This is a genomic window from Leptolyngbya sp. BL0902, assembly GCF_016403105.1.
Taxonomy (GTDB): Bacteria; Cyanobacteriota; Cyanobacteriia; order Phormidesmidales; family Phormidesmidaceae; genus Nodosilinea.
Genome location: NZ_CP046155.1, coordinates 209679 through 223629, shown reverse-complemented (window position 1 = coordinate 223629; position 13951 = coordinate 209679). Strand labels below are relative to the sequence as shown.

Genomic DNA, 13951 nt, shown 5'->3' with positions numbered 1-13951 from the left:
GGCCTAGGCGGGGCGCAGGATGGTGGAAGCATAGCGCAGGGGGGTGAGGTACTGGGCGGCAATTTGGCGGAGGTGGGCTTCGGTGTAGCTTTGGATGGTGGGGACGTAGGTGAGGCAGCGGTCGGGGGCGGCGATGGTGCCGTAGTAGCCGTAGAGTCCGGCAATTTGGCCGGGGGCTTCGGTGGAAAAGGCGTAGTCGTTGCAGAGCAGGCGTTTGGCCCTGGCGAGTTCGGCCTCTGGGATGGGCTGGCTGGCCAGTTCGCTGAGGCGGTCGCAGATGATGGCCTCTACCCGATCCACCTGATCGGCGTCGAGCCACGCCTGGATGGTAAACAGGCTGCAATCTCGCTGGAGGGAGAAACTGGCGGCAACGTCCTGCACCAGTTGGCGTTCTTCCCGCAGTTCTCGCACCAGCCGCGAGCTGCGCCCCTGGGCCAGCAGGGCCGAGATCAGGTCGAGGCCAAAGGCAGTGGGCAGGTCTTCGATGCCGGGGCCAAGCCATGCCATGGATAGCCGTCCTTGTTCGAGGCGGGGCAGGGTGAGGATGTCGCGGTGGACGCCCTGAAGTTGCGGGAGGGGCGCGGCGGTGGGCGGTGGGCAAGGGGCCGGACTGGGGAAGGCCCGAAAGGCATGGCGCACCATCTCCACGGTGGGCTCTAGGGGAATGCCTCCGGTAATCACCACGGTCATGTTGTGGGGCTGGTAGTGGGCCTGGTGAAAGCAGCGCATTTCTTCGGGGGATCGCTGCTGCAAAATGGCCGAGGTGCCCAGCACTGGACGACCGTAGGGATGACCTTGATACACCTGCTCAGACATGGCCTGAAACCCCAGCCAGTCGGGATCGTCCTGGGCTTGGCGAATTTCTTCTAAGACCACCTGCCGCTCGCGCCCAAACTCATCGGCGGGGATGGCCGCGTGGAGCAGCAGTTCCGCCAGGTAGGGCAGGGTGGCGGGCAGCATCTCGGCGGCAATGGTGATAAAAAAGTGGGCGTAGTCGTGGCTGGTGGCGGCGTTGGTCATGCCGCCCTGGGTTTCGATAGCGTAATCAAACATTCCGGGCAGCAGATGATCGGTGCCCTTAAAAATCATGTGCTCCAGGAAATGGGCCATCCCCGCCCACTCCGCAGGTTCCGCCAAGGCCCCAGCCTTTACCCACACATCGGCCACTACCACAGGGGTTGCCGCAATCTCTTGATGAATGAGCGTTAACCCGTTCTCTAACTGAATGACGCTGGCGGGAAACTCTACCAATTTCAACGGGCAAACCCTTACGTAACGAACCACAAATCTTGGTTTTCCATCCTCCTTCGATGCCCTGGTAAACGCATGACCCACGGGTCACAAACCCGCCCGTAGCGAAGGCCAACGCGATCTGGGAACAGCCTTATCTCACCGGATGGGGAAGGTGCGAGTTTTAAGGATTAAAAAGATGGCGAATCTATTTTAGCGTTTCTTTTCGAGGAACTATCGACGGCCCCAGCATCAGGCAGAAACACGGCAAAATCTTCATCATTATTTGCCTCTGCCGTGGTCTCTCTGGCCGCTGCTCTGGGGGCGCTGTCTTTACTCCTGCCAATGCCTAGCCCAATGGCTTGATCGGCGGAGATGGGCCGTGGGGATGAAGAACTGAACGACTAGAATCCGAGGTTGAGTCGGTATAGTTGGATCGGTTCGTGAACTCGATGGAGACGCCCCATGCCGGAACAACCCACCACCCGCCAAGAAACCGACAGCATGGGGGCCATTGCCGTACCCAATGATCGCTACTGGGGAGCACAAACCCAGCGTTCCATCCGCTATTTTTCCATTGGCCAAGACCACATGCCCCTGGCGGTGGTGCATGCCATTGCCACGATTAAAAAAGCGTCGGCCCTAGCCAATGCGGATTTGGGCAAACTTCCCCGCGAGAAGGCCCAAATGATTGCCCAGGCGGCGGATGAAATTTTGGCGGGGCAACTTAACGATCACTTCCCGTTGCGGGTGTGGATGACGGGCAGCGGCACCCAGTGCAACATGAACGTCAACGAGGTGATTGCCAACCGCGCCATCGAGCGGGCCGGGGGCGAACTGGGCAGCAAAACGCCGATTCACCCCAACGACCATGTGAATATGTCCCAGTCGTCCAACGATGTGTTTCCGGCGGCGATGCACATTGCGGCGGCCCAAGCCCTGCACCACTCGCTGATCCCCAGCATCAACCGTCTGCGCCACGCCCTCCACGAAAAAGCCAACGCCTGGGCCGATATCGTCAAAATTGGCCGCACCCACATGCAGGATGCCGTTCCCCTCACCCTAGGGCAAGAATTCTCTGGCTATGTGGGGATGCTGGACGATAATCTCGCTCGGTTGGAATCGGTGCTGCCGGAACTCTATCCCCTGGCTCTGGGGGGCACCGCCGTGGGCACAGGGCTGAATGCCGGGGCTGGCTTTGCCGAAACCGCCGCCCAATACATCGCCCAATTTACCGGGATGCCCTTCGTCACGGCCCCCAACAAGTTCACGGTGATGGGGGCTCACGATGCCCTGGTGATGACTAGCGGTGTGCTGAAAACCCTGGCGGTGTCGCTGTACAAAATTGCTAACGACATTCGCCTGCTGAGCTGCGGCCCCAGGGCGGGCTTTGGCGAACTTCATCTGCCCGAAAACGAGCCCGGTTCCTCCATCATGCCGGGGAAGGTGAACCCCACCCAATGCGAAGCCCTGGCCATGGTGGCGGTGCAGGTGATGGGCTACGATGCCGCCGTCGCCTTTGCCGGAGCCAGCGGCTACCTAGAAATGAACGTCTATAAACCGCTGATGATTTTCAACATTCTGCAATCGGCGCGGTTGATGACCGACAGCAGCCACAACTTCACCGAATTTTTGGTAGAAGGCATGACCCCCAACCGCAAGAAAATCAGCCAGTACGTAGACAATTCTCTGATGCTGGTGACGGCCCTCAGCCCGGTGATTGGCTACGACAAAGCCTCCCAAATTGCCCACCACGCCTTCGAGCACGACCTCACCCTCAAAGACGCCGCCCTCTCCCTGGGCTACATCAGCGCCGAGGACTTTGACCGGGCCATCAACCCCCGCCGCATGACCCAGCCGTAGCTCTCCCAGTAGCCCAGTGTAGAAGCCCAGTTTCTGGCAAAAACCGGATTTCTGCTGCCCCCCAAACCCCTAAGCCCAGGCAATTCTTAAACCTTTTGGAGGTTGTGCCCCGGTGAACATTGGTGCGGGGTGCTTTGGCGTTCAATGGTGGATGGCATTCCAGTAACCCTCGCCTCACTAGGAGGTTGCCATGGTCATGGTCAGAGAAACCCCGATGCTGTCTAGGAATCGGGGACAGGGGTATGTGTCCTCCCATAGTCAGGGAGATGGCCCCAATTGCATGGGCGGCAATGACGCCCGCCAGCAGGAACTTTCGGACTTCCAGCACCTAATCGAGCATCTAACGGCGGATGGTCGTTTGGCCCGTCAGGATGAAGAGGCCATTTTGTCGGCCTTGGTGGCGGGAGAGGCGTTTAGTACGGCCAAATGTGCCCTATTTCGACAGCTTCAGGAGCGGGTTTGGCAGGCCGAACTCTATTTAGATTCCTAATCAATCCGCGATTGATCCCCAATCAATTCCCAATCGAGTCCCAAGCAAGACGATGGCGATGGGTGGCATAGCCCCAGTCGATGGGACAAATCCTCTGGTTTTGGCCAGTTTTTGGCCCTGCTTTCCCATGTCGCCAATTCCCATTGACTCCCCTGGCGAATGCTGCGATAGTTGTGCGTAATTCTTGGGTCTGAGCCTAAAACTCGATGACTTGAGGGGAAACCTATCCTTCTCAATCTCGCTTAACCGGGTTCACCCTAGGCGGCGTTTGCCCGGTTAGATTGGCTCAGTCTGACACCACCTTCGCAGTTAGAGTACTCTGACCCCCTCGTCACGATGCCGTATTCCTCCAGAACCCTCGTTGCGGCGCTGCTGCTCCTTAGCACGGCGCAAGTTGGCTTGAAGGCTCTTGCCTTGCCGTTACCCTCTCCAGCCACCCAACCCTCAACGACGTTTCCGGCACCTGCCCCCCTACCAGCGGCCATTCAGCCCATGGTGACGGCGTTTCCCTTGGCCCAAGTCCCCACCACTCCCAATGCACCAACGCCGCCACCCCAGGGCGGGTTTGCCTGGTGGTGGCTGTTGCCTATCGCGGCTGGGGTCGGTGCCCTGGGCTGGGCCGCTAGTCGCCGAGGATCCACGACCTCCGAGGGGGTGAGTCCAGAGGAATTAGCGGCGGCTTCCCCCACGCCTGCCCCTGAGCCCACTCAAACGGTGCCCCCCACTTCCCTGGCGGATGTCTCTCCAGAACCCGTACCTGCTGAGCCTTCTGTTGTTGAGCCTTCAGAGGCGACGGTGCCTCCAGTGTCTTCAGAACTCGCAGCCGCATCATCCTTAGAGCCTGATCCCTGGCTTGATCCATCCCCCGCAGCAGCGGCGGTACCTGAACCCGTGGTCGCCGATATTCCTGAGCCCATCGCGGCTGAAATTCCTGAGCCCATCGCGGCTGAAATTCCTGAACCTGTGGCGGCTGAAGTTCCTGAGCCCATAATCGCTGAAACCCCTGAACCTGGCGTAGTCGAGGAAATCCCCCCTGTTCCTGCTGTCGAAACCTCTGAACCACCAGCGGCCCCGGCGATAGAAGAAACACCCGTGCCTCAACCCAGTGCCGTTCCGGTGATGGCGGTGGCAACGGGGATGGCTGGTTTGGCCGCAGGGGCAGCGGGCTTGGCCGCAGGGGCAGCGGCGGCGATGGCCAGCACCGAAGACCAGACTGATATCGAGGCCAGCAAGTTTGACATCGTGGGGCAACCCACCGATGGCAGCCTCGATCTATCCACCATTGACGATGGCCTGCCGCCCCTACCCGATGGCTATGGCGAAAGCCGCATTGTGCTGATGCCCCGCGATCCCCAGTGGGCCTATGCCTATTGGGATACACCCCACACCCACAAGGAAGAATTGCGCCGCCAAGGGGGCGAACGGCTGGCCCTGCGGCTCTACGATGTGACCGATATTGACCGCAACCATCAAGTCCCCCACGGAATGCAGCAGTGCGACTGTGATGAACTGGCGCGGGATTGGTATCTGCAAATTCCCGTCAGCGACCGCGATTACCAGGTTGAAATCGGCTACATTGCCCGCGATGGCCGCTGGCTGTTGCTGGCCCAATCCAACACCATTCGCATCCCCCCTATCTATCCCTCCGACTGGAGCGAAGACCACTTTAAAACCGTGACCTGGGAGGAAGACCTGCGGGGCAAAACCCTAATGACCCTGGTAGACCCCAGCCAGAAAGCCCGTAGCCTGCACGAGCAAATGTATGCCATTTCCCAGGCGGGCGAGGCAGATCGGGTGGATGGCTCAATCTATGGTTCCATGCAGCACGTACCCGGATCGGTGCCCCACGTACCGGGATCGGCGCAGCAGGTGGCGGGGTCAATTCAGCACATCCCTGGGTCAGCGCAACAGGTGGCCGGGTCGATTCAGCACGTCGCTGGATCGGTGCAGCATGTTGCTGGGTCGATCCAGTCGCTGCCAGGTTCCATTCCGCACATCGCGGGGTCAATTCAGCACGTTGCTGGATCCGTGGCACCCTACCAGTCCGCAGAAAGTTCCTATGCCTGGGGAGCCTCTGGGGCTGGGTTGCTCCATGGAATGCCAGGGCCAGGAAGCATGGTGCCTACCATGTCTGGGATTAGCGGCATGTCTGGGGTGGGCATGGGCCTGAATATGTCTGGCGTTGGGATGTCTGGCGTTGGCATGTCCGGCCTGAATATGTCTGGCGTTGGGATGTCTGGCGTTGGGATGTCTGGCCTGAATGTGTCCGGCCTGAATATGTCCGGCATTTCGGGGTTAACCATGTCTGGGGTAGGCTTCTCGGCCTCCATGCCCCCGGCCCGCCCCCGCAAATTCTGGCTGGTGGCCGATGCGGAGCTGATTGTCTACGGAGCCACCGAACCCGATGCCTCCGTTACCCTTTCTGGCCAGCCCATCCATCTCACCCTAGAAGGCACCTTCCGCGTCCACACTAGCTTCCCCGATGGCAACATCGACTACCCGATCATGGCCGTGGCGGCGGATGGCGAACAAAATCGGTCGATTCACATGACCTTTGATCGCCAAACCCCCGACCGCCAAACCAACACCAAGGAAGAAGCCCAGGACGAATGGTTCTAGGGCAAGACCACACAATGTCCACCAAGAGGCCCGCTGATGGGGTGATTTCTTCCGACTGGCTGAGTCGGCCAGCGGTGGAGGTGGCCCCGGAGTTGTTGGGCTGTCGGCTAATGCGCCAATGGCCCGATGGTCGGCACCTGGAGGCGGTGATTGTGGAAACCGAAGCCTATACCGAGGGTGATCCAGCCTGCCATGCCTACCGCCGCGAAACGCCGCGCAACCGGGTGATGTTTGGCCCAGCGGGCTACAGCTACGTGTACCTGATCTACGGCATCTACCACTGTTTTAACGTGGTGACAGACCAAGATCGGGTGCCCAGTGCCGTACTCATTCGGGCGGTGGAGTTGGAGATCGTGCCTCCCTGGCTGGCCCAATGCCGCGAGGACAGCCGCCCCGGCAAGCGTCCAGAAAAGCCCACTCGCTGGGGGGCTGGCCCCGGCAAAACCTGCCAGCTTTTGGAGATCGACCGTCGCCTCACCGAGCAGCCCCTAGTGCCCGATAGCGGGCTCTGGCTGGCCCCGCCTACCCCAGCTTGGCGGCAGCGCGTAGCCCAACCCCAGAACCGCTTTCAAACTACTCGCATCGGCCTTACCCAGGGCACCGATCTACCCTGGCGCTGGTACGTCGATGACTCCCCTGCTGTATCTAAACGCGCTGGCTCTCGGTGAAATTGTAGCGGCTACCAGAGCCCCAATTTCTCCAAGCAACCAGGAATCTCAGGTGGAAGGGGTACGCTGGAAACGGGCCATGCTGGAATCGAACCAGCGACCGACCGCTTAGAAGGCGGTTGCTCTATCCGCTGAGCTAATGGCCCCGATGTAGGCTGAAGCCAAGACATGATTCACTTCCTGACTCCCTCCCCATCTTAAACGAGGACGACGAACCTCTACCCACTCTATCTCACTGAGCAATGGGGTCGCCAGGGGGGGAGATGATGTGATCTGAGCGAGGGCCGCTACAATAAGTCATCGCTATCACACGACCTTTTCAAATCCCCAGGGCAGAATGGTGGGTGGGACAGCCGTGACAGGGCTCACTAGGGCTTGGTGTGACGGTTGACTTCGACCTACCTCCGACTGCAAGGTCTCTCCGTTTCGCCAGACACCAGCAGGGCACACCATGTTTATCCTCAAGCGGCAGGATGTTGACATTAAAACCATGCAGCATCCCGGTAAGGATCAGCCGATCCCCATCCTGACCTACCAGGGGCAAACCTTTCGGCTCTTGAGCGTATTCAATGCGGCCCAGGAGGAGGATGCCCGTGCTCTGTGGCGCGATTTGACCGACAACCGAGGTAAAGCCTGTGTGCTGCTAGAGGAGCCGGAACGCTTCAGTATTTGGGGCAAAATTCGCCTGGATCAGCCCGATCTCGATGACGGGGCAGCGGCGGCAGCGGCGGCAGCGGCGGCCCACATTAAAGCCTGTCTGCTGTTGGTGCAGGTGTTGTATATGGATGTGGAGGACTTGCTGGGGCCAAAGCAGGCTCGGCAGTTTGAGACGGAGCTGAGCACGGTGTTTGCCCAATGGAAATTTCCCCAAACGGGTACGCCCCAGGCCGTTAGGCATCTGCTAACGGTCGATCCGTTGGCTATGGCCCCGCTGCCTCCCTGGGCCGAACACCACCTGCACCGCCTGCTAGAAGCGACCTACCACATGGGGAAGACTTACTTTGGCAACACCACCTTTGCGGCCCGCTCCCTCGATGCCCTAGAGGACTTGCCCAAGGGTGAGCGTCAAGACTTCCTGGCCTGGTTGAAAAACTCGCCCACGGGCAAGGTTTGGCTCTAGACCCCTATGACTCCGGCTTGGGTGGGTTTAGGTGGGGCGGCAACGTGGGGCCACAAGTCGCTGGGGCCTCCCTCACCGAGCCATGAACAAGTATTGCGTTTCGCCCTAGATTGCTAAAATAATGGCCGGATCCCAGACTTTTGAGCCCGAAGTCGCTACAATTCAGGCGTTCAGGGGTATCGCCAGCTTTAATCCCAACGGGTGCAACGGCGGGGCCACTGATTACTGTGTTGTGTCGTCACCCCAGGAGCGTACCGTTGAGCCAGTCATCAACTCCTTCCTCCAAGTCGCTACTCTCAACCCCGGTGCTGATAGGATCCGGTATTGCCTGGGGCGTCGTCAGCCTGCTGTTTTCCCTCTTATTTGTGCCCTCCGGTGGCAATGAACCCGCAGAGTGGTTTGTGTTGGGGATTAACCTCCTAGAAACGGGAGCCTTTCTCATTGCCTCGCTGCTTTGTTTTCGCAATTGGCGCAGCCCCCAGATCGTTAGTGGCCGCACGGTTTGGTTTTGGATTGGCCTGGGGCTAATGATGTACGCCCTGGGCAATATTTTCTTCTTCCTCTGGGGAAACCTTTGGGGATTGGATCCGGTAGTGTCTTTTGCGGACTTTTTCTACATCCTCTGCTATGTGTTTCTCTCGGTGGGGATGTTCCAGGCCGTGTTGCCTCGGCGGCTTAACCTAGAGCTATCCCAATGGCTAATCGTGCTAGGGATTGGTCTAGGAGGAATTCTGCTCTCGGTGTTTGTCAGCCTTCAAGCCGCCAACGCTGAAACCTTGCCCACGGCGTCCACGACGCCCAATGCCTATCTCCTAGCCCAGGCCCCTGCCGTCCCAGAGGTGGCCCCAGAGGCGATTCCTGGCGAACCCGTCCCCGCCACGGCTCCAGCGGTTGATCCGCCTCCCTCGGCTCCTAGTTGGGCGGTAGCCATCGACAACCTCCTAGAGCCCTTTGAGGGTATTGTGAAACTCCTCTACCTGCTGGGAGATATTGTGCTGCTGATCATTGCGGGCACCCTACTCGTGGCCTTTTGGGGGGGGCGGTTTTCCCAATCCTGGAAACTGATTGCGGTAGCGTCGTTCTTTCTCTACGTAGCGGATATGTTTTTCCTCTACGCAGGCAGCACCGATACCTACCTCGAAGGCAGTGCCGTGTGGGAGGTGTTTTGGACCTTGGCCGCCGTCTTTTTCTGGCTGGGGGCTGTGGTGGAGCACGCGGTTTCTGTAAATTCTCGCCGTAGTTCTCGCCGCCGAAGGGGATAGCGCGGCTTAAGATATTAGATGGCATGATTGCGAGAACCCGTCTATGGCACCCAAAAAGCTAACCGAGGCCGACAAAGCCGCTATCTTGGGGCTATATCGCCAACCCGAAGAGACTACCTCCACCTTGGCCGAGCGATACGGGGTGAGCAATAGCACCATTAGCCGCCTATTGAAGGCCAGTCTGCCGGAAGCCGAGTACAAAACGCTGATTCAGCAAAAACGCGGCACCGGAGATCGAGACCTAGCCGCTGGATCCGCCGCTGGGGAGGCAAGGCCAGAACCATCTGTAGAGGCTGCCGCCATCGAGGCTGCTGTGGCTGAGGTTTCCCTGAAACCTGACTCCACACCAGAGCCGGAGACCAACCCGGAGATCAAGCCAGAGGGCAGCAAAGCTCCGCCCATCCTCAAAAAACGAGGGGCCACCGCCGATCCCGCCGCCGCCCCGGAAGTAGCGGCGGAGGTTATCGCCACCGCCGAGCCCGCCACCTCGTCCTCCTCCAGCGAGGATAAGGTGGCCAGCCGCGCTGGGGGAGGTCGTCGGAAGCGGTCTCGTGGGGCGAGTGCCGATCCCGCTTCGGCACCCACCGCCCCGGAGGATGCCGCCCAACTCACCCTGACCAATCTCGCAGAGACCGAGCCTACCGAACCCGCCCCCGCCGCCGAACCGACGCTAGACGCTAAGCCCTCTCGCCCTGCCCCAGTCAAAAAAGCGGCGGCCAAGGCTGCTTCCCCCCAGGACGACTGGGCTGAGGACAGCCCCACCCTAGATGATGACTATGCCGAGGATGAGGACGACGACGACGACGAGGACGACTGGGATGGCGATGCCTCAGAGGTCGCGCCCCGTTTGGATGTTGTAGAAATCTCCCCCCTCACCCCCAGCGACCTGCCGCCCCAGTGCTACCTTGTGGTCGAGCGGGCTTCGTCGGAGCTGGTGGTGCTGCCGCTGAAAACCTTTGCCAGCCTGGGTCAAATTCCCGATGAGGAAGGCGACCACCGCACCCTGCCCGTGTTTGACAACCAGCGGGTGGCCCGTCGTTTTTCTCGCCGCAACCAGCGGGTGATCAAGGTTCCCGATGGCAGTCTGCTAGAAACCACCCGGCCCTACCTCCAGGCCAAAGGAATCACCCGTCTTCTGATCGACGGTCATGTCTTTGCCCTAGAAGACCCTCGCGAAGCTATGGCCGAGGCCAGCCCCTAGGCCCTCCCACAGGAATCCCCCACCCATCGGCACGGTGCTTGGAAGATCAGAGGCGGCGCTCGGCGGCGCTAGTCTTCCTGACCGAGGGAACCGGGGGATCCGGCCAGGGTTTGCTGCGGCGAACAGGTGAGCACCATAATCGCCAGGGTGAGGATATAGGGAGCGGCGTTGAACAGGTAGTAGTAGGCATTGATGCCCACGGACTGAAACGCGGGGCCGAGGGCTTGGGCTCCCCCAAACAGCAGCGATGCCCACAGGCATTGCCAGGGTTGCCAGCGGGCAAAAATCACCAGGGCCACCGCCATCAAACCTTGGCCGCTGGAGATGCGCTCTGTCCATACCCCAGGAAAATAGAGGGACAATGACGCGCCGCCAATGCCCGCCAGAAAGCTGCCCATGACAATGCTGGCCATCCGCACCTTAAAAATCGAAATTCCCATGGCCTTGGCCGCTTCGGGGCTGTCGCCCACCGCCCGCACATACAGCCCCCAGCGGGTGGACTTGAAGAACCAACTCATCAGCGGCACCACCGCCACCCCCAGCAAAAACAGCGGGCTAATTTGCAGGGCCGACTGCACCTGGGGCAGACTGCTCCAACTTCCGGCCCCTAGGGTGGGCAACTGGGGCGCTTGGGGCTGAATAAAGGGCTTGCCGAGGAAATTGGCTAACCCACCGCCAAAGATAATCATGGCGATGCCCGTGGCCACATCGTTCACCCTGGGCTGCTGGGAAAGCCAACCGTGGATGGCTCCCAGCCCCATCCCCGCGACGCCCGCCGCCAGCACCCCCAACCACGGCGACAGGGCAGGCCCCACGAGATCCGCTGTCAGAAAAGAGATGGCGTAGGCACTCATCGCCCCCATCAGCAGGGTGCCCTCTAGGCCAAGGTTAATCTTGCCGCTTTTTTCGGTCAGGCACTCCCCCAAGCTGACAAACAAAAAGGGCACACTCCCCCGCAGGGTTCCGGCCAAAATGCCCAGGGGAACCCCCCACCAACCCAATGCTTCTGCTGCCATGGATAAACCTCTTGAGGATGGAACAATAGGACTCACCGTAGGGTGGGTGGATTCCCCCTGGCCCCCTTAGGAAGGGGGAACCCGGATTCAAAGTCCCCCTTTCTAAGGGGGATTTAGGGGGATCCCCAGGATGTGGCTCATGGCGATAAGCCCTAGGCCGATACGCTGGATTCCGGGATAATCTGGGCCGGACGATCCTGGAAGATGGGAAACCGTCCGTAGAGGGAGTCGCTGAACAGCACACAGAGGAAGACAATGCCCTGGAATACCATCACCGTGGCGTCGGGTAGGTTGTGGGAGCGTTGCAGAATGCCGCCGCTGGCCAAAATGCCCCCCAACAGCACCGATACCACCACCATCGCCAGGGGATTGTGCTTGGAGACAAAGGCCACCAAAATTCCGGCATAGCCGTAGTTGGAGACAACGGACTCGTTCAGCCGTCGCTGAACCGCCGCAATTTCCACCATGCCCGCCAGCCCCGCACAGGAACCCCCCAAAAAGCAGATGGCCAGGGTGAGTTTACCCACGGGCAACCCGGCCATGCGGGCAGCGCGGACGTTGCCTCCGGCGGTGCGGGCGGCAAAGCCGAAGGTAGTGCGCTGGATGAGTAGGTAGGCCAGAATACAGGCGATGACGCCGTAGACGAGGCCGTAGTGGATACGGGTGGTGGGCAGGTTGCCCAGCCAAGCCGACTGAGCAATCTCAAAGCTGGAGGGCTTGGCGACAAAGCTGGGATCTCGCATGGGCCCCTGTACCAGGTGGTTGAGCAGGGCAATGGCGATGTAGTTCATCAACAGGCTGCTGATGGTTTCGTTGACGCCGCGATAGTGCCGCAGGGCACCGACGGCCATAATCCACAGCCCCCCGGCTACAATCGCCGCTAGGGCCATGACCACCAGTACCACAAACCCCGGTAGAGCTGTGCCCAGCCCCAACCCAGTCAGGGTCGCCGCTAGGGCACCGATGACTAAGGCTCCCTCGTTGCCAATCACCACCAGGCCCAACCGGGCAGGCAGGGCGGTACAGAGGGCGGTGAGCATCAGCGGCGAGGCCCGCAGCAGGGTGTTTTGCCAAGCACTCCAACTGCCAAAGGCGGCTCGAAAGATCGATCCATAAACTTGAAAGGGATTGGCTCCGGCCAGGGCGCAGAACATCCCAAAGATGATCAGCGCTGCCAGCACCGCCCCCGCTGGAATCACGACGGCTTCGAGGGAACGCCGCCAGGGTTGGGTAGAGATCATGGCAGTCTCCCCTAGCTAACAGAACCGTTGACGCCTTCGATCAGGAAATTCATCTTCTCCAGCTCAACATCATCGATAGGAAGACCCTTGCCCTCTGGCAAAAATTCCTGGCCGCTGTTGGTTTTGAGGGGGCCATCATAGATGATGAGGTCGCCGCTTTTCACCCCGGCCATGGCGGCATCCCCAGCGGCCTGGGCTTCGGCGGTGACGGCCTCACCGTAGGGGGAGAGGCGGCAGAAGTTGTCCGCAAGGCCACCCCGCAGAATGTGGGGAATATCCCCCGCCATCAGGGTTTTGCCTTCCATGAACTGCTGGCCTAGGGAAGTGTAGATGCTCGACCAATCCCACTCGGCCCCCGTGAGATAGCCGTTGGGGGCGAGGGATGCCTGGTTGGCGTGGTAGCCGGAGGAAAAAATGCCTCGACGTTCGGCGGTTTCAATCACCACCTTGGGGCTGTCTACGTGGCAGGTGATCACGTCGATGCCCTGGTCGGCCATGCTGTTGGTAGCCTCGGCCTCCTTCACCGGAGAGGCCCAGTCTCCCGTGAAGATCACCTGGGTGGTCGCCTCTGGGTTCACCGAACGCGCTCCCAGAGTAAAGCTGTTGATGTTGCGAAGCACCTGGGGAATGGGTTTGGCCGCCACGAAACCCAGGCGACCCGATCTAGACATATGCCCTGCCACCACGCCTGCGACGTACTGGGCTTCGTCGATGTAGCCAAAGTAGCTGCCCACATTGTTGGGATGAACGCCCTCCTGATACAGCCCACCAGCGTGGAAAAACTGCACCTCTGGGAACTCCCGCGCCAGCTCCAAAATGTGGGGGTCGAAGTAGCCGAAGGAGGTAGGGAACAGCACCTTGGCCCCGTCAATTTCGATCATACTGCGCATGGCCTCGGCCACGGCGGTGGTTTCGGGGACGCTAGCCTCCTCTACAATCCGAATACCGGGCACATTGGCGGCCATGGCCGCTGCCCCTTCGGCGTGGGCCTGGTTATAGCCAAAATCATCCCTGGGGCCAACGTACAGAAATCCTACTACCAGTTCTTCTCCCGAAGTTCCTCCCCCTCCGGTGGTTCCGGTATTGGGGGAGGAGGCGCAACTGGTACTCAACTTGGCGGTCAGGCCAAAGGCTGAAGTGGCCAACAGCCCACGGACGACCTGACGGCGGGAAAAAACGAGGGAACGACGACGATCAGTCATAGGGAATCTTCTCTACAGGGGTAGGATGGCGGGCGCAGA

Annotated in this window: 11 protein-coding genes and 1 tRNA gene; 7 read left to right on the top strand and 5 right to left on the bottom strand. The window is 60.2% G+C overall.

Annotation, left to right across the window (positions count from 1 at the left end; genetic code table 11):
• Positions 1-3: 3 nt before the first annotated feature.
• Positions 4-1257, bottom strand: coding sequence for a M16 family metallopeptidase (locus tag GFS31_RS00960; RefSeq protein WP_198806462.1), 1254 nt, complete (start codon positions 1255-1257; stop codon positions 4-6).
• Between the two features lie 438 nt (positions 1258-1695).
• Between GFS31_RS00960 and fumC the strand changes: the two genes are divergently transcribed.
• From fumC to GFS31_RS00935, 4 genes are all read left to right on the top strand, one after another.
• A complete protein-coding gene (gene fumC, locus GFS31_RS00955) occupies positions 1696-3093 on the top strand; it encodes a class II fumarate hydratase (protein ID WP_198806461.1) in 1398 nt (465 codons plus the stop codon).
• Positions 3094-3283: 190 nt separating this feature from the next.
• Positions 3284-3583, top strand: a complete 300-nt coding sequence (locus GFS31_RS00950) for a hypothetical protein (RefSeq protein WP_198806460.1) — start codon at positions 3284-3286, stop codon at positions 3581-3583.
• Positions 3584-3919: 336 nt separating this feature from the next.
• Entirely contained in the window at positions 3920-6202 is a 2283-nt protein-coding gene (locus tag GFS31_RS21545) for a DUF4912 domain-containing protein (protein ID WP_317135054.1), read from the top strand.
• 14 nt (positions 6203-6216) lie between these two features.
• The gene (locus GFS31_RS00935; RefSeq protein ID WP_198806459.1) at positions 6217-6870 is read left to right on the top strand and encodes a DNA-3-methyladenine glycosylase; all 654 of its coding nucleotides are present in this window, start codon (positions 6217-6219) and stop codon (positions 6868-6870) included.
• Between the two features lie 73 nt (positions 6871-6943).
• Here the strand turns inward: GFS31_RS00935 and GFS31_RS00930 are convergent.
• Positions 6944-7016 (bottom strand) — tRNA-Arg (locus GFS31_RS00930).
• 305 nt (positions 7017-7321) lie between these two features.
• On the opposite strand from GFS31_RS00930, the gene GFS31_RS00925 reads away from it, so the two are divergent.
• From GFS31_RS00925 to GFS31_RS00915, 3 genes are all read left to right on the top strand, one after another.
• Positions 7322-7990 carry an Npun_F0813 family protein gene (locus GFS31_RS00925; RefSeq protein ID WP_198806458.1) on the top strand — a complete coding sequence of 223 codons (669 nt, stop codon included), beginning with the start codon at positions 7322-7324 and terminating at the stop codon, positions 7988-7990.
• A 305-nt stretch (positions 7991-8295) separates the two neighbouring features.
• The gene (locus tag GFS31_RS00920; protein WP_225907521.1) at positions 8296-9252 is read left to right on the top strand and encodes a hypothetical protein; all 957 of its coding nucleotides are present in this window, start codon (positions 8296-8298) and stop codon (positions 9250-9252) included.
• A 43-nt stretch (positions 9253-9295) separates the two neighbouring features.
• Complete coding sequence (locus GFS31_RS00915; protein ID WP_198806456.1) at positions 9296-10453, top strand: helix-turn-helix domain-containing protein; 1158 nt, start codon at positions 9296-9298, stop codon at positions 10451-10453.
• A 68-nt stretch (positions 10454-10521) separates the two neighbouring features.
• Here GFS31_RS00915 and GFS31_RS00910 read toward each other — a convergent pair whose 3' ends face one another.
• The 3 genes from GFS31_RS00910 to GFS31_RS00900 all read right to left on the bottom strand — a co-directional run bounded on the left by GFS31_RS00910 (position 10522) and on the right by GFS31_RS00900 (position 13912).
• Positions 10522-11469 carry an ABC transporter permease gene (locus GFS31_RS00910; protein ID WP_198806455.1) on the bottom strand — a complete coding sequence of 316 codons (948 nt, stop codon included), beginning with the start codon at positions 11467-11469 and terminating at the stop codon, positions 10522-10524.
• Between the two features lie 152 nt (positions 11470-11621).
• Positions 11622-12710, bottom strand: coding sequence for an ABC transporter permease (locus tag GFS31_RS00905; RefSeq protein WP_198806454.1), 1089 nt, complete (start codon positions 12708-12710; stop codon positions 11622-11624).
• An 11-nt stretch (positions 12711-12721) separates the two neighbouring features.
• On the bottom strand, positions 12722-13912 hold the full coding sequence (locus tag GFS31_RS00900; protein ID WP_198806453.1) for a BMP family ABC transporter substrate-binding protein: 1191 nt from the start codon (positions 13910-13912) through the stop codon (positions 12722-12724).
• Positions 13913-13951: the final 39 nt, after the last annotated feature.